16 protein-coding genes and 1 pseudogene are annotated in these 19,337 nt (G+C 68.5%); 12 read left to right on the top strand and 5 right to left on the bottom strand.

What is annotated here, in order from left to right; genetic code table 11:
- Nucleotides 1-93 precede the first annotated feature (93 nt).
- The 12 genes from FND50_RS32515 (at nucleotide 94) to FND50_RS32460 (ending at nucleotide 14,249) form a co-directional block, all read left to right on the top strand.
- Nucleotides 94-1,701 carry a DASS family sodium-coupled anion symporter gene (locus FND50_RS32515; protein ID WP_144288474.1) on the top strand — a complete coding sequence of 536 codons (1,608 nt, stop codon included), beginning with the start codon at nucleotides 94-96 and terminating at the stop codon, nucleotides 1,699-1,701.
- Nucleotides 1,702-1,899: 198 nt separating this feature from the next.
- Nucleotides 1,900-2,652, top strand: a complete 753-nt coding sequence (locus FND50_RS32510; protein WP_144288473.1) for a TauD/TfdA family dioxygenase — start codon at nucleotides 1,900-1,902, stop codon at nucleotides 2,650-2,652.
- A complete protein-coding gene (locus FND50_RS32505; protein ID WP_144288472.1) occupies nucleotides 2,649-3,659 on the top strand; it encodes a diiron oxygenase in 1,011 nt (336 codons plus the stop codon). The genes FND50_RS32510 and FND50_RS32505 overlap by 4 nt, the downstream gene beginning before the upstream one ends.
- Nucleotides 3,656-4,978: a KamA family radical SAM protein gene (locus tag FND50_RS32500; RefSeq protein ID WP_144288471.1), complete on the top strand. Its 1,323-nt coding sequence runs from the start codon at nucleotides 3,656-3,658 to the stop codon at nucleotides 4,976-4,978. The genes FND50_RS32505 and FND50_RS32500 overlap by 4 nt, the downstream gene beginning before the upstream one ends.
- A complete protein-coding gene (locus tag FND50_RS32495; protein ID WP_144288470.1) occupies nucleotides 4,975-6,465 on the top strand; it encodes a GNAT family N-acetyltransferase in 1,491 nt (496 codons plus the stop codon). Before FND50_RS32500 ends, FND50_RS32495 begins: the two co-directional genes overlap by 4 nt.
- Nucleotides 6,462-7,538, top strand: a complete 1,077-nt coding sequence (locus tag FND50_RS32490; RefSeq protein ID WP_144288469.1) for an Ldh family oxidoreductase — start codon at nucleotides 6,462-6,464, stop codon at nucleotides 7,536-7,538. Before FND50_RS32495 ends, FND50_RS32490 begins: the two co-directional genes overlap by 4 nt.
- Entirely contained in the window at nucleotides 7,535-8,761 is a 1,227-nt protein-coding gene (locus FND50_RS32485; RefSeq protein ID WP_144288468.1) for an acetyl-CoA carboxylase biotin carboxylase subunit family protein, read from the top strand. The genes FND50_RS32490 and FND50_RS32485 overlap by 4 nt, the downstream gene beginning before the upstream one ends.
- On the top strand, nucleotides 8,758-10,023 hold the full coding sequence (locus FND50_RS32480; protein ID WP_144288467.1) for a GNAT family N-acetyltransferase: 1,266 nt from the start codon (nucleotides 8,758-8,760) through the stop codon (nucleotides 10,021-10,023). The genes FND50_RS32485 and FND50_RS32480 overlap by 4 nt, the downstream gene beginning before the upstream one ends.
- Nucleotides 10,014-10,934, top strand: a complete 921-nt coding sequence (locus FND50_RS32475; RefSeq protein WP_144288466.1) for a branched-chain amino acid transaminase — start codon at nucleotides 10,014-10,016, stop codon at nucleotides 10,932-10,934. The genes FND50_RS32480 and FND50_RS32475 overlap by 10 nt, the downstream gene beginning before the upstream one ends.
- The gene (locus FND50_RS32470; RefSeq protein ID WP_144288465.1) at nucleotides 10,931-11,680 is read left to right on the top strand and encodes a hypothetical protein; all 750 of its coding nucleotides are present in this window, start codon (nucleotides 10,931-10,933) and stop codon (nucleotides 11,678-11,680) included. Before FND50_RS32475 ends, FND50_RS32470 begins: the two co-directional genes overlap by 4 nt.
- Entirely contained in the window at nucleotides 11,677-12,996 is a 1,320-nt protein-coding gene (locus tag FND50_RS32465; protein WP_144288464.1) for an MFS transporter, read from the top strand. Before FND50_RS32470 ends, FND50_RS32465 begins: the two co-directional genes overlap by 4 nt.
- Nucleotides 12,993-14,249 (top strand): ATP-grasp domain-containing protein, encoded by a 1,257-nt coding sequence (locus FND50_RS32460; protein WP_144288463.1) that lies wholly within the window; start codon nucleotides 12,993-12,995, stop codon nucleotides 14,247-14,249. Before FND50_RS32465 ends, FND50_RS32460 begins: the two co-directional genes overlap by 4 nt.
- 22 nt (nucleotides 14,250-14,271) lie before the next feature.
- Here FND50_RS32460 and FND50_RS32455 read toward each other — a convergent pair whose 3' ends face one another.
- From FND50_RS32455 to FND50_RS32440, 5 genes and pseudogenes are all read right to left on the bottom strand, one after another.
- The gene (locus FND50_RS32455; protein ID WP_144288462.1) at nucleotides 14,272-15,675 is read right to left on the bottom strand and encodes a wax ester/triacylglycerol synthase family O-acyltransferase; all 1,404 of its coding nucleotides are present in this window, start codon (nucleotides 15,673-15,675) and stop codon (nucleotides 14,272-14,274) included.
- A 232-nt stretch (nucleotides 15,676-15,907) separates the two neighbouring features.
- Nucleotides 15,908-16,384: an aldehyde dehydrogenase family protein gene (locus FND50_RS32450; RefSeq protein WP_260850782.1), complete on the bottom strand. Its 477-nt coding sequence runs from the start codon at nucleotides 16,382-16,384 to the stop codon at nucleotides 15,908-15,910.
- A pseudogene (locus tag FND50_RS37315) lies at nucleotides 16,266-16,646 on the bottom strand (aldehyde dehydrogenase family protein); the annotation flags it as partial. The pseudogene FND50_RS37315 and the gene FND50_RS32450, both read right to left, overlap by 119 nt.
- A 400-nt stretch (nucleotides 16,647-17,046) precedes the next feature.
- The gene (locus FND50_RS32445) at nucleotides 17,047-18,090 is read right to left on the bottom strand and encodes an acyl-CoA dehydrogenase family protein (RefSeq protein ID WP_144288461.1); all 1,044 of its coding nucleotides are present in this window, start codon (nucleotides 18,088-18,090) and stop codon (nucleotides 17,047-17,049) included.
- Nucleotides 18,090-19,241 carry an acyl-CoA dehydrogenase family protein gene (locus FND50_RS32440; RefSeq protein WP_144288460.1) on the bottom strand — a complete coding sequence of 384 codons (1,152 nt, stop codon included), beginning with the start codon at nucleotides 19,239-19,241 and terminating at the stop codon, nucleotides 18,090-18,092. The genes FND50_RS32445 and FND50_RS32440 overlap by 1 nt, the downstream gene beginning before the upstream one ends.
- Between the last annotated feature and the right edge of the window lie 96 nt (nucleotides 19,242-19,337).

Below are 19,337 nucleotides of genomic sequence, written 5' to 3'. Positions count from 1 at the left end.
GCCCCGTCCGGGAGAAAACATGCTGCTTCAACGACTAGGACGTTCGTTGTTGGGTACTACTTCCGTACCAATCCGTGTCGCAGGGGAGGGACCATGACAGCCGAGAACCAGGGCGACCGCACCGACGTCGACAAGGCGTTGCTCGGGCACACCACCTATCGCAGCCTCGGCGAACAGCAGCTCTCACCCGCCGAGGAGCGATTCGAGAAGGGCCGCCGCACGATCGGGCTCTTTCTGGCGCCGCTGATCACGATCGCGTTCCTCGCCCTGCCGATCGACATACCGCCCAACCAGCAGACGTTGGCCGGCGTGCTGCTCGGCGTCATCGTGCTGTGGGTGACCGAGGCGGTGCCGATCCCGATCGGCGGGCTGCTCGGGGTGGCGATCGTGGTGTTTCTGGGCGTGGCGCCGGCCGACGAAGTTCTCGCCGCGTTCGGATCGTCGACGATCTTCACGTTCATCGGAGCGTTCATCCTCGCTCAGGCGATGCTCAAGCACGGCGTCGCACGGCGCTTCGCGTTTCGGATCCTGACCCTGCCGCGTGTCGGCCAGTCCACCACCGGTGTGATCGTCGCGTTCGGCGCAATCACGTGCGGACTCTCGGCGTTCGTATCCAACACCGCGACCGTGGCCATGCTGCTGCCCACCGCCCTGGGCATCCTCGGCGTCATCGCGAAGCTCATGCAGCGCCGCGGCGTCGTCGCCGAGGACTTCGACCCGTTGCGCGTCAGGGTGGGCGCCGCGATCATGCTGATGCTCGCATACAGCGCAAGCGTGGGCGGCCTGCTGACGCCGGTCGGGAGTCCACCCAATCTCATCGGACGCGGGCTCATCGAGGAGGCCACGGGGGAGCGGATCACCTTCGGGCAATGGATGGTGATGGCCATCCCGATCTGCCTGCTGATGTTCATCGCGCTCGCCATCATCCTGCTGCGCATCAACAAACCGGAGATCCGGCGCATCGAAGGCGTCGCCGACTACCTGGCGGAGCAGCGCGCGGAAATGGGTCCGCTGTCGCGTGCGGAGAAGAACACGCTCATCGCGTTCGGAGTCACGGTGACGCTGTGGATCCTGCCCGGTGTCGTCGCGGTGATCGCCGGCAACGACTCGGATCTCTACGGCACGATCAGCGACCGACTCGACGAGGGCATGGTCGCAGTCTTCGGGGCGGCGTTGCTCTACCTTCTGCCGACCGATTGGGAGAATCGCGAGTTCACGCTGACCTGGCGGGACGCCGCAGAGATCGACTGGGGCACGATCGTGCTGTTCGGCAGCGGCATCATCTTCGGCGCACTACTCGCCGACACCGGACTCGCCGAGACGATCGGCACCTCCGTCGCCGACTCGCTGGGCCTGACGAGCGTCGTCGCCATCACCGTGTTCGCCGTGCTGCTGGCCATCGCCGTATCGGAGACGACGAGCAACACGGCGTCGGCGGCGGTCGTGGTGCCGATCGTGATCCCGGTGGCGTTGGCGGCCGGGGTCAACCCCTTCGTGCCTGCGCTCGCGGCCACGTTCGCCGCGTCGTTCGGCTTCATGCTGCCGGTCTCGACGCCGCAGAACGCCGTGGTCTACGGCTCCGGAGCCGTCCGGATCACCACGATGATCCGAAGCGGAATAACCTTCGACATCGTCGGCGCGATCCTGATCATCGTCTTCCTGCCCTTGATGATCGCCGTGGTCGGCCTCGGCGGTGGGTGATCAGGCCGTACGGCCACCTGAAGAAGTTGTTGTTACAGCCCCGGCAGTTCGTTCCGGGTGACGTTTTGGCTCCCCTAGGGTGCCTGGTATGCGTGGCGGCACGACCACATTCTTGAAACCGATCACGACGATCCCGGTCTCGAACGACCGGCATCACGGGGTTCGTATCCCAGTCGGGTTTTCGGAATGGAGGAATGGATGTCGCCGAATTGTCATGTCGTTTCTGCGGGTGTGGGAACGGTGGAAGGCCGTGTCGACCGGTCCCGGCTGGGGGAGGATGGCTACGTCGTCGTCCGCGACGTACCCGACCGCACCGCTGCAGCGGAAGTGGTTGGCTCGCTGGGTGATCTGGTCCCGCAATACAACGGTCTGCTCATTCACGAGGTGACGTACCGTCCCGGCAACGATCATCGGGCGTACTCGCAGAGCGCGAACACGATTCTGGCGCACACCGAGGCCCCCGGCTGGAATCCCAGCCCGGCGTACCTGGCGCTGTTCTGCCACCGGCAGGCACGCTGCGGCGGCGGCCACACCGATCTGCTCGATATCCGGCGGCTCGTCGACGCCCTGGAACCGGACGAGGTCACCCTGATGACGGACGCCGAACTGACCTTCCCGGGCCCGGACGGGGGTGTACGCACCACGATGCTGGGCGCGGACGACACCGGCCGCACCGCCCTGCGCTTCAGCTACAACCTGCTCACCGCGGCCGACTACGATCCACACCACGAGTCCGACGTCGACGACTCCCGGCTGCCGCTCGGCCGGTCCGGTCGCAGGTTGGCGCATCGCGTCAGCGACCTGTTCCACGAACTGCGCACCCGCGTGCTGATCCCCGAGAATGCACTGCTCATCTGGGACAACCAGCGCATGCTGCACGCTCGTTCGGAGTACGCCGACCGCGCCCGTCACCTCACTCGTTTCTGGGCCGGCGACCGGACTCGCGCATGATCATCGACGACCTGCAGTGCTCCGACGCCGACGGGCTGGTCCACCTCCCCGGACTGCCGTCGTTCGACCCCGCCGACGAAGCCGAGAACGCCGTCATCAGCCGCCTCGCCGGCAATTGGCACCGACGGTCGACGGTGAAGCGCGACGAGCCCGACCTCGACGAGTTGTTCGACGCCGGCCGGGCCGACTACCCCGAAGGCATCGTGCCGTTCCGCGACCATCCGACGTGGCAGGTGATGCCCGACGCGCTGCGGTCGCGGCTGCTGAGCTGGGCCTGGATCGCGTACAACCGGCACACGGTGCTCGCCGAGCAACGCGTCGCCAACCCGGCGTTCGCGCTCGTCATGGACGGGGAGTTCCCGGGTCTCGGCGGCCAGCACATGGATATCGCCCTCGCTCAGGCCATGGTCGACGAGCAGTACCACACCCTGATGCACATCAACGCGAGCGCGCTGACCAGACGCAAACGGAGGAACCCGTTCCCCGACAGCGCCTTACCCGAATCTCACACCTCGCGGGCACACCGTCGGCTGCGGGCCCATGCCGCCGAACGCTGGCAGCGCAGCCTGACCACGCTGGCCTTCGCCACGGTGTCCGAGATCTCGATCAACGCATATCTCGATCTGCTCGCCGACGATCACGACATCCAGGTGGTCAACTCCACCACTGCGAAGCTGCACAACCGGGACGAGTACTGCCACGCATCCATTTCCGACGAGATGGCGAAGCTGGTGTACGACGTGCTGGACCCCGTCAAACGCCGCTTCTTCCTGGACATGCTGGTCGCCGGACTGGAAGCGTTCGTCGCCACGGACTACTCGACGTGGGAAGCGATCTTCCGCATCGAGAAGGTCACCGGATGGGAGAAGATGCTCGCCGACGTGCGGGCCGAGAAATCCGGTTCGCGGCTCGTGCGCGACTACAGCGGTCTGTATTCGCTGATGTCGGACATGAATGTTCTGGGCGAGGTCGACTTCGACTGGGGCTTGGCGGTGACGGACAAATGACCCTCCTCGATCTCGACACCCGCACAGCCCTCGCTCCGCGATCGATCAGCGGCGACCGGCTCCGCAAGCTCGTCGCCGAGCGTACCGGCGACCCGATGCTCGGGCACGAGGCACACGTGGTGTCCCAGGTGCTGCCGTTCAAGGTCAGCAGCTACGTCGTCGACGAACTGATCGACTGGGGCCGTGCGCCGGACGACCCGATCTACCGGCTGACCTTCCCACACCGCGACATGCTCGAGCCCCAGCACTTCGCGCTGATCGAACAGGCCGTGGCGCAGGGAGATCGGCGCACCGTCCGGCAGGCCGTCGACACGGTCCGCGCCGCACTGAACCCGCATCCCGGTGACCAGCTGAGCATGAACGTTCCGCAGCACGACGACATCGACGGTTCGGGCATGCAGCACAAGTACGCCGAGACCCTGCTGGTGTTCCCCCGCCAGGGGCAGACCTGCCACAGCTATTGCGGCTACTGCTTCCGCTGGGCGCAGTTCGTGGACACCCCGGACCTGAAGATGGCCATGTCCGGGCCGGAGGCCATGACCCGGTATCTCGACCTGCACCCCGGCATCACCGACGTGCTGTTGACCGGCGGCGACCCGCTGGTCATGCGGACCGAGTTGCTGGCCTCCTATCTGGAGCCGCTGCTCGAACCGGGGCGGGACCATGTCGAAACGATCCGGATCGGGACGAAGGCCGTCTCGTTCTGGCCGTACCGGCTGTTGGCCGGGCCGGAAGCCGACGACCTGCTGCGGTTGCTCGAGCGGCTGACCGCCGCCGGCAAGCACGTCGCGATGATGCTGCACCTGTCGCACGTCGCGGAACTGCAGACCGATGCCGCCCGGACGGCGCTGGCCCGGTTGGCGTCGACCGGCGCGGTGCTCCGCGCTCAGGCCCCGGTGGTGCGTCACGTCAACGACGACCCGCGCACGTGGGCCGACCTCTGGCAGGCGCAGGTCCGCAACCGGGTCGTGCCGTACTACATGTTCGTCGAGCGGGACACCGGTGCGCGACCGTATTTCGGTCTACCGCTGGCGCGAGCGGTCGACATCTACCGCGAAGCGCTGCAACGGGTCTCCGGACTCGGGCGGACCGCGCGGGGACCGGTGATGTCGGCGTCGCCGGGGAAGGTCGTGGTCGACGGCGTCGTCGACCTCGACGGCGGACGTGCGTTCGCGCTGCGGTTCCTGCAGGCACGCCGGCCGGATCTGGTGGGCAAGCCGTTCTTCGCGAAGTTCGACGAGCACGCGCAGTGGTGGGACGACCTCCGCCCGCACGGCCCGCGCGACCGCGAATTCTTCGGTGTCGGAGGCACCGCGTGAAGGTCACCGCGCACGAGATCAGCTTGACGCAACGGCATCTGTGGCGCTCCGCGAGAGAAGCGATTCCGGTGCAGCGGGGACTGGTGGTGGAGGTGGAGCAGGACGGTCTCGCCGGGTTCGGCGAGGCATCCGCGTTCATGACCGACCACTACAACTCGGGCCTGGACCGGATGCACGCGGATCTGCGGCGGATTGCGCCGTTGCTGATCGACCTGGGGCCCGACGACCCGTTCGCGGTGTGGCGAGCGCTGTTCGCGGAGCTGCCCGATTCGCCGTTCGTCCTGGCCGCCCTCGACACCGCGGTGCACGACCTGCGGGCACGGCTGTTCGGTGTGCCGCTGTGGCAGTCTCTCGGGCTGGAACGCCCGCGCGAGTTGCGCTCCAGCTTCAGTATCGGGCTCGACGAGACCGGGGTGATGGTCCGCAAACTCCGCGAGCGGCCCGGATGGTCGGCGTACAAGATCAAGCTCGCCGACCCGGGCGATCTCACCGTTGTCAAGGAACTCCGCTGCCACACGACCGCACCGTTCTACGTGGACGGCAACTGCGGCTGGGAGCTGTCCCGACTGCTCCCCGTCCTGCCCGGCCTGCAGGAACTCGGCGTGCAGCTGATCGAGCAGCCGTTTCCGCGCTCGGCGTGGCGCGACGCCCGGATCCTGAAGGAGCGCAGCCCGATCCCGGTGATCGCGGACGAGAGCATCGCGTCGCCGCAGGACCTGGACGCCTGCACCGGCGCGTTCGACGGCATCAACGTCAAGCCGATGAAGGCCGGGGGAATCACCCCGTCCCTCGCGCTGCTGCGCCGAGCCCGTGAACGGGGTCTGCTCACCATGCTGGGCTGCATGCCCGAATCCGCGGCCGGGGTGTCGGCCACGGCCCACCTCGGGGGATTGGCCGACCACCTGGATGTCGACGCAGTCGACCTTCTCGCGGTGAACACGGGCCGCGGACTGACGCTCGACGGCGCCGGCCGCGTCACCCTGCCGGATCGTCCCGGCTCCGGTTACCTTCCCGATCCGGCCGCCCACGGCTGGCGGATTCGGCCGGTGTCCGCCGCCGACGTGCGACCGATCCGCCATACCGTGCTCCGGCCCGGTCAACCGGCCGAGACCTGCGTCTACCCCGAGGACGCGCACGTCGGCACCCGGCACTTCGCCACACTCGTCGCGGGGCGCCCGATCGGCGTGGCCTCGCTGTACTACGAGGATCCACCCGAAACGCACGCCGTGCCAGGTCTTCTCCCCGGCCGGGGGTGGCGTCTCCGCGGTATGGCCACCCTCGAGGGGGTTCGCGGTACCGGTGCGGGGACCACACTCCTGCGCACCGTACTCACGAACGCCGCGCTGGCCGGCGCCGGCGCGGTCTGGTGCAACGCCCGCACCACCGCCGCCGGCTTCTACATCAAGCAGGGCTTCCGGATTCTGGGCCCGGAGTTCGACATCCCGGGCATCGGCCCCCACGTCTTCATGCATTGGAGTACTTCATGATCCACCGAACACCGAACACTGGTTCGCTGATCGACGAGCAGGAGGCCCGTTGGCTCGCCTCGATCGCACTCGTCGAGGCCGGAGTGCCCGAGGACGACGCCGATCAGGTGGCTGCCGCGCTCGTCGACACGTCCCTGCGCGGCATCGACACCCACGGTCTGCGGTTGCTGCCGCAATACCTGGACGAACTCGCGACCGGCGTCGCAAATGCAGCGGCGTGCCCGACCGTGGTCCGGGACCGTGGGGCCGGACTGCTGCTGGATGCGGACGGTGCACTCGGCGTGCTCGCCGGACTGGCCGCCGCCCGCCTGGCAGCCGACCGGGCCAAGGCTTTCGGCGTCGCGGCAGTGGGCGTGCGCAATTCCAACCATTTCGGCGCGGCGTCGGTCTACACCCGGCACCTGGCCGGGCAGGGGATGATCGGTATCGCCGTCACGTCCGCCGCGTCCCGGGTGGCTCCGTACGGCGGGGTCGAGCCGCTGTTCGGCACCAACCCGATCAGCGTGGCCGCGGGCACGGGGGACGACGGGCTCGCCCTCGACATGGCCACCAGCCAGGTGTGTTTCGGTGAGGTGAAGCACCGCCGGGCCGTGGGACGACCGCTGAACAGCGGCTGGGCCACCGATCGCGACGGGCGGCCCACCGCGGAACCCGGCGAGGCGTACGCCCTGTCGCCACTCGGCGGATACAAGGGACAGGGCCTGGCGATGGCGGTCACTCTGCTGGGGGCCGTGTTGACCGGGTCGCCGCCCGACTGGCAGCTCGAGCAAGTCGGTGAGGGAACCCCCGGTCGAAGTCGAGGGGTCGGCCACATCGTCCTCGCCCTGGATCCCGGAGCGTTCAGTGGGCATGCGCAATTCACGGCCGGGCTGGCGGATCTCCTCGGCACCGTCCGCGGGGCGACGCCCGCCACTGGGACGCCGGTGGTGGCCCCGGGCGATCCGCAACGCGCCCACGAGCGCGAACGACGGGCGCGGGGGATACCGCTGGACGCCCGGACCGCGGAGGTCTTCGCCACGCTGGACACAACTTTCGATGGATTCGCCGTGACGAGGAAGGAAGCTTCTCGATGATTCTCGTACTGATCAGCCCGCGTGCCGCCGGGTTGCCCTTCGCCCAGTGGCTGCCGGAGAAGAGCGGACGGCTGGTGACGGTCTGCGCCCAGGGAACGGATCCGGGTGAAGGATTCGCCGAGATCGTCACGGTCACCGACTATCACGACGACGACGCGGTGCTGGGCGCCGCTCGGGAACTCGCCGGACGGCACCGGCCGAAAGCGGTCGTCGCCCTGGCCGAGGTCGATGTGGAGAGGGCCGCCACACTGCGCGGCGAACTCGGCCTGCCCGGCCTGGACACCGCTACGGCAGCCGGTTACCGCGACAAGATCCTGATGAAGGAAACGGCGCGGGCCGCAGGGCTTCTCGTTCCGGTCTTCGCGCCGGTGCGCCATCCGGCGGACATCGTCGACTTCATGGCAGGCAATCCGGGCCGGGTCGTCGTCAAACCGCGCAGTGGTTCCGGCTCCACCGGCGTGTACGTGCTCGATTCGCCGGCGCAGGCAACCGGACTCGCCGACATCGTCACGGCGACACCGTACGAAGTCGAGGAATTCGTCGACGGCGCGGTGCACCATGTGGACGCGTTCCGCGTCGCCGGAGACCCGGTGGCCGCCATCGCGTCCCGCTACACCGGCCAGGGGTGCCTCGAGCACTGGACCGACGCCCCGTTCGGCTCCCGCTCGGTCGACACCACCGACCCGGTGTGCGCACGACTGGTGGACGAGACCTGGCGGCTCGTCGATGCACTGGGCTCGCCGCCCACCGTCTACGTGCACGCCGAGTTCTTTGTCACCGCGGACGGCGACATCGTGCTCTGCGAAGTGGCGGCACGGATCGGCGGCGGACCGATACCGACGATGCTCCGCCATGTCCTGGGCATCGATCCGCGGCATCTCTGGGCGCGGGTGGAATGCGGGTTGCCGACCGACCTGGATGCTGTCCGGGACCGGGTGGCGACCGCCCCACACGCAGCGTTCTACGGCGTGCCGCCGCGCCGGGGCCGGGTGGTGCGACTGCCGGACGCTCCGCCGGGCGTGCACGACTTCACGCTGAACACCCACGTCGGCGACGACTGGACCCCTGCCCGGTACAACGAGCGCAAGTCGGCGGACTTCCTCGCCTACTGGGTGGTGACCGACCCCGATTTCACGGCGCTGGGCAGTCGGCTGATCGCCACCGCCGAACAGGTGAGCGCCGGATTCGAGTGGGACCGTGCCGAAAGCGAGGACGCAGCATGACCGCCATCGATGTCGACGGGATCACCGGCCACGTCCTGCCCCGCGGCGCCCGCCCCACGGCCGCCGACTTCGCGGGCATCGCCGACCCGGACACTATCTGGGAGGACGCGCGGTGGTGGCGATTCACCGAACGCACCGACCTGCACGAGGTGCGTTACCTCGAGGTGCGCGCGGACGGCCGCACCGTCGCGGTCGCGCCACTGCTGTTCACGGCGCGGCCCGGGGGCCTGCTCTTCTACGACCCACCCCGGCTGGCGGGAACCGCAGGGCCGATGGCCGAACCGGAGTTGCTCGATCACCCCGATCGGCTGCGCTGGGCCGAGCTCACCGAGGCGCTGTCCGGTGCCCGCGAGGATCAGTACCCGTCGCTGGCGCTCGCGACGTTCGGCAACCACCACGGTGTCGCGCATGCGCCCGGCCGTTCGCACGATCAGCGCCGCGCGGTCATGGCGGCCCTGCCCGACCTTCTCCATCAGGCCGGCGACGAACTCGACTGCCGCAGTGTGGCATTGCTGTACGTCGGTGCGTCCGACGCCGAGGAGGTGGACGGTTCCGCATCCGGCGCCGGGTACACGGCGGCCCTGCTGGGCGCCGAGGGTGTGCAGGACCTGAGCGGCCACAGTTGGGCGGAATACGTCGCGAGCCTGAGCAAGCGCCGTCGCGTCCGGCTCCGCAAGGAGGTCGCCGACTACACCGAGGCCGGCCTGCGCACAGTGGTCCGCTGGGGTCCCGCGGCGATCGACGACGACGTCGTCGCCCTCCAGGTCGCGCACCGGGCCAAGTACGGGCTGCCCGGCGGCGAGGACCGGGTCCGGCGCGACTTCGACGCCGTCCGTGAGGAATTGGGCGATTCCTGTGTGGTGCTCGGTGCCGAACTCGACGGTCGCCTCGTGGGTTTCGTGCTCTACCTCCGCACCCCCGAGACGTTGTTCGCCAGGACCGCCGGCTTCGCGCCGGGGATTCGTGGCTGCTACCTGACCCTGACCTACCACGAGACCGCGCACTGGGCGGTGGAGCACGGCATCCGTCGCGTCCACTACGGCCTCGCCGCCTACGAGGCCAAGATCGCCCGCGGATGCCATCTGCGACCCCGCTGGGGCTGGTTCGCCTTCCGCGGCGAAGGCGCCGACAAGTATCGCGAGGCTCTGACACTGCAGTCGCGCAGCATCGAGCGGCGGCTGGACCTGGTCGGCGCACCGGCAGTCCCTGTCCCGTCCCGGCGGCCCGCCGCCACCGAACCGAAAGCAGAACAATGGAACTGATCCCCACCAGCACCGTCTGGATGGACGGTGAATTCGTCGCCTGGGACCAGGCACAGGTCCACGTGCTGACACCGAGTCTGCACTACGGATGGGGTGTCTACGAGGGCATCCGGGCCTACGCGACCGACCGCGGTCCGGCCGTGTTCCGGCTGCGCGACCACCTGCGACGGCTGCACGACTCGGCACGGGTGTACCTGATGGACCCCGGGTGGTCGGTGGACGAGCTCACCGAGATCTCGCTCGAACTGCTCCGCCGCACCGGCCTGGACTCCGGCTATCTGCGACCGATCGTCTACCTCGGCTACGGCTCGATGGGTGTCGCGCCTGCGCTGGACACTGCCCGGGTGGCCATCGCGGCCTGGCCGTGGGGTTCGTACCTCGGCGAAACCGCGGACCAGGAGGGTTGCCGCCTCGTCGTCAGCAGCTGGCAACGCAACGGTGTCCACTCCGTCCCCCCGCTCGCCAAAGCAACTGGTGCCTATGTTAATTCGGCTCTGGCGAAGGTCGGCGCGCTGCGCGCCGGATACGACGACGCACTGATGCTCACCTCCACCGGGCACGTGGCCGAAGCATCCGCCGCGAACATCTTCGCCGTCCGCGACGGTGAACTGATCACCCCTCCGGTCGGCGACAACATCCTGCCCGGTCTCACCCGCGACACCGTGATCATGCTCGCCCGCGACCTGGGGATCACGGTGAGGGAGCAGAGTCTGACCCGCAGCGAGCTCTACGTCGCCGACGAGGCGTTTCTCACCGGCACGGCCGCCGAGGTGGTCCCGGTGGCGTCGGTCGACGACCGCCCGGTGGCGGCGGGCGGGTGCGGCCCGATCACCAAGCAACTGCGCGACGTCTTCCACGACGTGGTCCGCGGGCGCGAGCCCACCTACCGTCACTGGCTGGAGTTCGCATGAGCACGCGTTCACTGCCCTCGGCCGTACCCGATCGGGTCGCGGCGATCTGGGACGCCGAAGGCCTCGGAATCCTCGAGGGTGCCGTCACCGGATTCGCGAGCGCGGCAGACCTGCTCGACGGCAGCGCGTGGGCGAATGCTCGTCGCGAGGAGATCGCCGACCGGGTGGTCGACGTGATCGCCGTCCGGGCCTGGCACGCCCTTCCGCAGCTGTCGCACGGTCGCGCCCGGAGGGTGTCCCGGCGCTGCATCGCCTACTCGCTTGCAGCGGACACCGTCCGCGCCGACGGGAGCGGCACCGCCCGGTCGGACTGCTGGACCCTGACCACCCATGCGTTGGAACTGCTGACGATTCGCGAACACTTCGACGCGGCGGCCCACCGGTCCAGGGAGCTACTCGGAGTCGCTCCCCGGGGAAGGTTGCTCGCGGCCTGGCAGATGGTGGACGACGCGCTCGGAGCCCTCGGCACTACCCGCCACGAATGGGTGGGTGCAGACCCCGCGACCGTCGCGGCCGCCGGGTGGGTGCTGGTCGACCGGATGAGCCGACTCCTCATGGCGGCGGCGCTGGTCGCGCAGTCCGTGGCAGCCGAGTCGGCTCAGGATCCCGAACTACTCGTCAACGCGGCCCGCCGGTACGCCTGGAACCACCTGCGGCGTCCGGCGCCCGAGGCGGCGACACCCACCCACGTGCAGCGCTCGGCCGATCTCGTGCACGCCTTCCTGACGCCGGGGAGCACCCCGTGACCGCCCGCCTGCAGCGGCTGGGTGATGCGCTGCTTCCCGACAGCCCGGCCGGTCGCACGCTCGCCGTCGGCGCCGGCGTCGACTCGCTGGGTACCGGGATGTTCTTCGCGTCGTTCGCCCTGTACTTCATCGGCGTGGTCGGTCTCACCGCGAACCAGATCGCCCTCGCCACCACGATCGCGGGTGCGCTCGCGCTTCTCGCCCCGGTGCCCCTGGGCAGGCTGGCCGACCGGGTGGGGCCCGGCCGGTTCTACGTGGCACTCCTGCTGTTGCGCGGCATCGGCTACGGATGCTTCGCGCTCGTATCCGATTTCACCGCCTACGTCGTGCTCACCGTGCTGCTCACCGCGGCCGACCGGGCGAGCAGCCCGATCCAGCAGGCCGTCGTGACGGCAGTGATCGGCGGCCACGACCGGACCCGGACGATGGCGACCATCCGCGCCATCCGGAACATGGGTCTCACCGCGGGGTTCCTGCTGGCGGGCGTCGTCTTCGTGACCGGCACCTCCGCCGCGTTCACGACGCTGTTCCTGGGCAACGGAATCTCCTTCGTGGTCATCGCGTTCGCCGTCCGGCTCGTACTCCGGAGGACGGGAACGGTCGTGCAACGCAAGCCTCTCCCCGCTGGTCCCGGGCCGGCTGAAACCGCGGTGCGCTCGCCGTTCCGCGACCGGTGGTTCATCGTCTTCACGGTCGGCAACGGTGTGCTGTCGCTGTACGACACCGTGCTGATCGTTCTGCTCCCGATCTGGGTCATCGAGTACACGTCGGTGCCGCTCGCATGGGTGCCGGTGCTCATGGCGGTCAACACCGTGCTGACGGTGGTCCTGCAGGTCTACGTCGCCCGGTTCGCCGAGGGCACGTCCGCGGCGGCGCGACTCCTGACGTGGACCGGGGCGCTGATGGCCTTCTGCTGCGGTGCACTCGCCGTCGGCCAGATGGCCGACACCGTTCCGGCGATCGTCGCCGTTGTCGTTGCGGTGGTGGCACTGTCCGTCGCAGAGAACATCCACTCCGTGGCCGCCTGGGAACTGTCGGCCGAGCTGTCCCCGCGGCCCGCCGTCGCCCGCTATCTGGGCGCGTTCAGCCTCGGCATGACGGGCCAGAAGGTGCTCGGCCCCACCATTCTGGTCGTCGTCCTGTTGCCGACCGGTCTCCTGGCGTGGCCCGTCCTGGCCGGGACGTTCGGGGCTGCGGCACTGGTCTCCCGGACGGCGGCGCATCGCAGTCTCGCGGAACGCGCACGGACGAAGGAACGCCCGGCCGGCGACCTTCCTGCACTGTCTCCCTTCTCGATACTCGAGGTGAAGAAATGACCGAACACGTCCTCGTCGTCGGCAGCGGCCGCGACCTCCCGGGCCGGGTCCGTGACGCCCTTCCCGGCACACAGACCTCGGTGATCTGCCGACTGGAATTCGTCGCCAAGCTTCGCCGTCTGACGGAGCACTCGCGGGTCATCGCCGTGCGGCACGACGCGCCGGACGAGGAGTGGATCGCGTTGGCCGCGGCGGCACATGCGCAGCATCCGTTCACCCGGATCGCCACGTTCGGCGAACGCGACCAGGACCGCTGCGCCGCGATCGGGGAGGCCCTCGGCCTGTCCACCCACTCGCGCCGCACGGTGACGTCGGTCCACGACAAGAACGCCATGCGCGCCGCGCTTCGCGAATCCGGCGTCGACGCCACCGCCTCCACCGTCGTCGCCGACGTGGATGCGTTGCGTGCCTTCGCGTTCGAACACGGCTTTCCCTGCGTGGTCAAACCGGTGTGTGGCGCGGGCAGTGCCGGGGTGGCCGTGGTTCGGGAGGAGAGTGCACTGGCCGCGGCGTTCGCACGCGCCGGGGGCGACTTCGACGGCCTGACCACCAGTGGAGTGCTCGTCGAGCGGTTCCACGAAGGCCCGCAATTCAGCGTGGAGGCCTTCTCGGAATGCGGCGAACACCAGATCGTCGCGGTCACCCGCAAGTTCTCCGACCCGGCGAACTTCGTCGAACTTGGGCACGTGGCACCGGCAGCCCTGTCCACCGCGCAGGAAGAGCGGATCCATACGTACGTGACGAGTGTGCTCGACGCCGTCGGTGTGGAGTTCGGTGCAACCCACACCGAGATCGTGCTCACCCCGACCGGTCCCCGGGTGATCGAAACCCATGTGCGGATGGGCGGCGACGAGATTCCGGCCCTGGCCCTCGACGCCACCGGTGTGGACCTCGCCGAATGCGTCGTGCGGCAGACCGTCGGGGAGAAGGTCCTACCCGGGATCCGGGCCGTCCTCGCCGAGGAGCGGCCGACCGGCTGTTCCGCGATCTGGTTCGCCGCCGCACCGGTCGCGGGTGTTCTCACCGACGTCAGCGGCATCCACGACGCCCGGAAGGTCGACGGCGTGACCGACGTGCAACTCCTGGTCCGCCCGGGTGGCGCGGTCACCGTCCTGGAATCGTCCGATTCACGTGTCGCGTACGCACGCGCGGTCGGGGACACCGCCGAACAGGCACTCGACGCCGCCCGGGAGGCCATGGCACGCCTCGAATTTCAGGTGCGCGTGGCCGCCGCGAACACGGTGACGGTGTGAGCGCGCAGATGCTCCGCGGAGGTCACAGCCCGACGGCGGTCTCGAGCAGGTCGAGTTCGGCGTCGAGGTGATCGAGCATGGGGTGCAGATCCGGGACGGTGCGGCGGCAGCCGGTGAGGCCGAAGACGATCTGGTCGTCGCTGCTGGTGCACGTGATGTTGAGTGCCTGCCCGGTGGTGGGGATGGACAGCGGGTAGAGGGATTCGAGTCGGGCCCCGTTCCAGTACAACGGGGTTCGGGGGCCGGCGACGTTGGAGATGACGACGTTGAAGGGTGGCCGCAGCGGACCCCGGCGGCCGAGGAACATCTCGACGCCGAGCGGGGCGGCGCCGAGGGCGCTCATCGCGAGCACCTGCGCGGGACTCATCGCCTGGAGGGCCGCCTTGCCCTCGTTCATGCAGTTGCGGACGGTCTCGAGGCGGTGCGCGGGGTCGGGGAGGTGGGTGGCGAGGTTGCACATGAGGACGCCCACCCGATTGCCGCCGGCCCCGGTATTCGGCGCGCGGAGGGAGACGGGGACCATCGCGATCAGGGGGTTGTCCGGCAACGCGTCGCGGGTGTGCAGGTAGGCCCGGAGGGTGCCCGCGCACATCGTCAGCACGATGTCGTTGATGGTGGCGTCGGCGTGCTTGGCCAGCAGGCGGATCCGTTCGAGGGGGAAGGACCGGGCGGCGACGTGCCGGGCTCCGCTGATCGGCACGTTGAACAGGGTGTGCGGTGCGGTCAGCGACACCGCACCCCCCTTGCCGTGCAGGGCGCGATCCACGGTGCCGACCGCTGCGGGCAGGAGTCCGGCCACCTCGCCGACCGCCGCGCGGGCGGCGTCCCACGCCATCGCGGGCAGTGCGGAGCCGAGCCCTCCTGAAACCGCGACGCCCGCGTCCGGCACCGCTGCCAGGGGGTTGCGGGGTTGCCACGGCGTGGGCATGTTCCGACGGTGGGGGTCCTCGCTCATGCTGTCGCGGAGCAGCCTCATCGCGGACGCGCCGTCGGCGAGGGCGTGGTGGATCTTGGTGTAGATCGCGTAGCGGCCGTCGGCGAGTCCTTCGATCAGGTGCATTTCCCACAGGGGGCGGCTGCGGTCGAGCAGGGTGCCGTGCAGCCTCGACACCAGGGTCATCAGTTCGGCCATTCCGCCCGGCTGGGGCAGGGCGTCGCGGCGCACGTGGTGCTCCAGATCGACCTCGTGGTGCGGAAGGGTGTCCCAGCCCCACTGGCCGAGCGACGTCACCGAGCGGCGGGCCCGCTTACGGAACGGCACCGCCACCTGGTCACCGATCAGCGCGGCATCGAACATCGCGCGCACATCCGCCGCCGACGCCCCCTCGGGCGGCGTGAACACTGCCAGGCCGCCGACGTGCATCGGATGCTCGCGGGACTCGCCGAGCAGAAACAGTGAATCGGTCGGTGCCATCGGCAACAGCATGTGGTGTCCTTACCGTTCCCGAACCCGGATCCACCTGCGCGGATCCGCTCCCCCCGGAACTGTTGTTCATGTCTGTGTAGTGGTGTCGCAAAGTAACGTTTAGATGTGGTTCATATCACAAACCGGTCTCGCTGTTTATGTTCTACAGCACAGTCACGCTTTCCGCCACATGCACAAATGTCCAACAGGACGTATGGGACGGCCCTCCCATACGCTCACGGATGCCGTCGGATCAGACGCCCGTGTACACGGTCTTCCCCCAGGTGTAGAAGTCCACCGCGCTGCGACCCTGCTCCCGGAACGTGTTCGTGGACGAATCCTTCACTCCGCCGAACGGCACATTCAGGTCGAGCCCGGCGGTCCGGCGGTTGATCTTGACGACGCCGGCCTGCGCCCGGGCCGCGAAGTCCGTCGAGCGAGCGAGGCTGTCGGTGCAGATCCCAGCGGTGAGTCCGTAGCGGGCAAGGTGGGTGGTGGACAGGGGTGTGAGTTCGCGGGCTCGAGCACCACCGTGTTGCCCGAGACGAGTGTTCGCGGCGGGTGGTGACGCTGGTGCCGGGCAGTCCGCTGGGGAGCACCTCGCCGGTGGCCACCCACCCGAGGGAACCGAAGAACCGCAGCACGTCCACGGCGCGCGTGACTTCGCCGCGGGCTTCGGCGAGGGTCTTGCCTTCTTCCCGGACGAGGTCCGCGGCCACAACGGAACCACGTTCCTGTAGCAGGTTCGCCGCCGTCATGAGGATGGCGCCCCGGGCCGGTGCGGGGAGGGCGGCCCACGCCGGCTGGGCTGCGGCGGCGGCCGTGACGGCGGCGTCCGTGTGGACAAAGCACCGCGTGGTGCTGCAGCTGCCTCGAACAGTGCGGATCGGCGGTATGTGGGGCGGTGTCTGCTGCTCAGACCGGTGAGCTACCGCGCGTTGTGGGTGCTGCCCAGTGTGACCGCCGGCGCGGATAGGTGGAGGAAAGCGCACGGACGAGATGCGGATCGCAGCGAGTATCCTGCACTACTGCCCATAGCCTGTCGACGAACTGGTGCTCGGTGATTCCGAATGTCTGGAAGACAAGCTCTGCGGGAACCCTGCCATAGGGAATCCATTGCCGAGCGAGGGTGATGAGTTCGCGTGCTTCGCGGGGTAAGTCCTGGCAGTCACTCATCGGGCGTCTTCCTTTCTGGAGCCGTCGCTGTCTCTCGTGTCGAGGCCGCCAAAGGCGTCGACCGGTCTTCTCGGCTCAGGTGAGGAAGCCGGGCTGGTCGTGGCAGTCCAGAACTCGAACTCTCGCGCGGCTACACGAGTGTGCGCGAGAACGCGAAAGATTTCCGTAATTCTCTGTGCAAGTGCGAATGTCATTCGGCACTACTCAATTCATTGGTCATTGGCAGCCGGAAGACTCTGCGGTGACGAGGCACCATAGGTTCTGTCGGCCTGCCGTGATGGATGCGGTGGTGAGCATGTCGTCCCAGTGGTGGAGGGAGCCGAACTCGGAGCGCCACGCGAGGGCAGGTTGGGTGAACTCGTGCAGGCGGTGCTCGCGGGTGGTGCCGATCGCACCGTGTACCTGGTGGGCATTGCGGACGACGGTGGATGCGGCGTGGCCGGCGCAGGAACGGGCAACGGCGACAAGGACGTCGAGGTTCGGTGCGGACCAGTCGGTGCGGACGGCTTCGTTCAGGGCGGCTTCGGTGGCGGCCCGGGTGAGTGCGGCTTCGGCGGCGATATCGGCGACGAGGTTTTGTATGGCCTGAAACTTCGCGAGCGGTCGCCCGAACTGGGTGCGTTCGGTGGTGTGCGTGATTGACAGGTCGAGGATGCGATCGAGCGCGGCGCTCGTCTGCACGGCTCGGATCAGTGCGCCGCGCAAAAGTAGTTGGTCGACGACCGCGTCAGCTATCGGAGTGCCCGAGTGGGCGCTGTCGATGGTGACGGTGTCTCTGGGTTCGCCGGCGATGTTGGCCTCCGGCGTGATGGTGAGCATGTTCGTCTCGATGTCGGCGACGACGTACGTGTGGGTGTCGCGCCAGAGCGTGACGATCTTGTCGGATTGGGCGGCCCAGGGCACCCGGTGGGCAGTTCCGGTGTGATCGAGCAGGCAGACGGTGCGGCGGGCGTCGTCTGCGGGAAGCCCGGCGGTATCGAGCAGCCAGCCGGCGAGCAGGTCGTGTTCGGCCAGCGGGATTCGGACGCCGTTGGCTGCGGCGGCTCGGATCAGTTCCGCGGCTTCGAGCCATCCGGCTCCGCTGCCGCCGGATTCCTCTGGTCCGGTGAGGCGAGTCAGGCCGAGATCGGTGAGGTGGGACCAGAGGATCGGGTCCCACGTAGCGGTATCGGCGTCAGGTTCCTTCTGGTCGCGGTAAGCGACGAAGACCGCAGACATCATTTCCACAAGATCGGGGTCGACAGTGGTCGGTGTCGTCATCAGCGCATTCCCAATCCCCGCGCGATCACGCCGCGCAGAACTTCGTTGGTGCCGCCACGAAGGGTGAATCCGGGGCGTTGGGCGGCGGCGTCATCGATCATTGCCCGGTAGCGGCGGGGGCTCGGACCGGTGTCACCGGTGATGACGTCGGCAAAATCGGCGATGTCGCCTTCGGTGGTGGTTCCGAGGACTTTGACGACGGCCGCGGCGACGTCGGCGGGTTCGTGGCGTCCGAGGGCTCCGGCGACCGCGGTGGACATCTGGTGCAGCCCCATTGTTCGGGCGAGATACCGGCCTAGGTCGGGGTGTCGGGGTACTGCCCCTGTCCGCATCAGTTCGGCGGTGTCGGCGAGGAGGGGAAATGTGGACAGGAAGCGTTCGGGTCCGCTGCGTTCGAAGCTCAGTTCCGAGGTGACCTGCTGCCAGCCGCTGCCGATGGTGCCGAAGACCATGTCGTCGGCGACGAAGACGTCGTTGAGGATGACTTCGTTGAAATGGTGCCCACCGTGCATCGAGACGAGGGGCCGGATGTCGACGCGGGGTGAGCACAGGTCGACGATGAACTGGCTCAGTCCGTCGTGCCGATGTGCGGGGTCGACGGGGGTTGTGCGGGCGAGGCAGATGAATGCATGGGCATGGTGGGCGCCGGACGTCCAGACTTTGGTGCCGCTGAGGACCCAGCCGTCGTCGACGCGGGTGGCTTTGGTGCGGACGCTGGCGAGGTCGGATCCGGAGTCGGGTTCGCTCATGCCGATGGCGAAGTAGCACTCGCCGCGGGCGATCTCGGGTAGGTACTTCCGTTTTTGAAATTCGGTGCCGTACAGGAGGAGTGACGGTGCAATCTGGCGGTCGGCGATCCAGTGCGCGGCGACCGGCGCGCCTGCAGCGAGGAGTTCCTCGGTGACGACGAAACGTTCGAGGTGGCTGCGACCGTGGCCACCGTATTCGATTGGGATCGTCATGCCGACCCATCCCCGGTCGGCGAGTGTGCGCGAGAAGTCCTCGTGCCAGCCGGTGAGCCAGCTGTCGATCCGCGGAGTGATGCGCCCATCAGCGAACTGGGCGTCGACGAATTGCCGGACTTCGGCGCGTAAGTCGTCCATGTCGTGTGGGTCCGACGCTATGGGAGGAACCAGTCGCGGATCTCTCATTGGAGAATCCCTTCGGTTGTGGCTGAGTCGGTTTCGGGTGTCGCGTCACGTTGAGTCCCGGTGCCTTCGTGTGCGTCTGCAAACCGGTTGGAATGT

The sequence above is a fragment of the Rhodococcus sp. WB9 genome (assembly GCF_007558985.1).
Lineage (GTDB): Bacteria > Actinomycetota > Actinomycetes > Mycobacteriales > Mycobacteriaceae > Rhodococcus_F > Rhodococcus_F opacus.
Note: the sequence above shows the minus strand (reverse complement) of the source record. Positions and strands in the feature narration are given on the sequence as shown.

Excerpts from the sequence above, each read along its gene's own strand:
- FND50_RS32485 (WP_144288468.1), top strand. The coding sequence starts at position 7,535 with ATGATTCTCGTACTGATCAGCCCGCGTGCCGCCGGGTTGCCCTTCGCC.
- FND50_RS32500 (WP_144288471.1), top strand. The coding sequence starts at position 3,656 with ATGACCCTCCTCGATCTCGACACCCGCACAGCCCTCGCTCCGCGATCG.
- FND50_RS32460 (WP_144288463.1), top strand. The coding sequence starts at position 12,993 with ATGACCGAACACGTCCTCGTCGTCGGCAGCGGCCGCGACCTCCCGGGC.
- FND50_RS32505 (WP_144288472.1), top strand. The coding sequence starts at position 2,649 with ATGATCATCGACGACCTGCAGTGCTCCGACGCCGACGGGCTGGTCCAC.
- FND50_RS32440 (WP_144288460.1), bottom strand. The coding sequence starts at position 19,241 with ATGAGAGATCCGCGACTGGTTCCTCCCATAGCGTCGGACCCACACGAC.
- FND50_RS32515 (WP_144288474.1), top strand. The coding sequence starts at position 94 with ATGACAGCCGAGAACCAGGGCGACCGCACCGACGTCGACAAGGCGTTG.
- FND50_RS32475 (WP_144288466.1), top strand. The coding sequence starts at position 10,014 with ATGGAACTGATCCCCACCAGCACCGTCTGGATGGACGGTGAATTCGTC.
- FND50_RS32480 (WP_144288467.1), top strand. The coding sequence starts at position 8,758 with ATGACCGCCATCGATGTCGACGGGATCACCGGCCACGTCCTGCCCCGC.
- FND50_RS32445 (WP_144288461.1), bottom strand. The coding sequence starts at position 18,090 with ATGACGACACCGACCACTGTCGACCCCGATCTTGTGGAAATGATGTCT.
- FND50_RS32470 (WP_144288465.1), top strand. The coding sequence starts at position 10,931 with ATGAGCACGCGTTCACTGCCCTCGGCCGTACCCGATCGGGTCGCGGCG.
- FND50_RS32490 (WP_144288469.1), top strand. The coding sequence starts at position 6,462 with ATGATCCACCGAACACCGAACACTGGTTCGCTGATCGACGAGCAGGAG.
- FND50_RS32455 (WP_144288462.1), bottom strand. The coding sequence starts at position 15,675 with ATGCTGTTGCCGATGGCACCGACCGATTCACTGTTTCTGCTCGGCGAG.
- FND50_RS32510 (WP_144288473.1), top strand. The coding sequence starts at position 1,900 with ATGTCGCCGAATTGTCATGTCGTTTCTGCGGGTGTGGGAACGGTGGAA.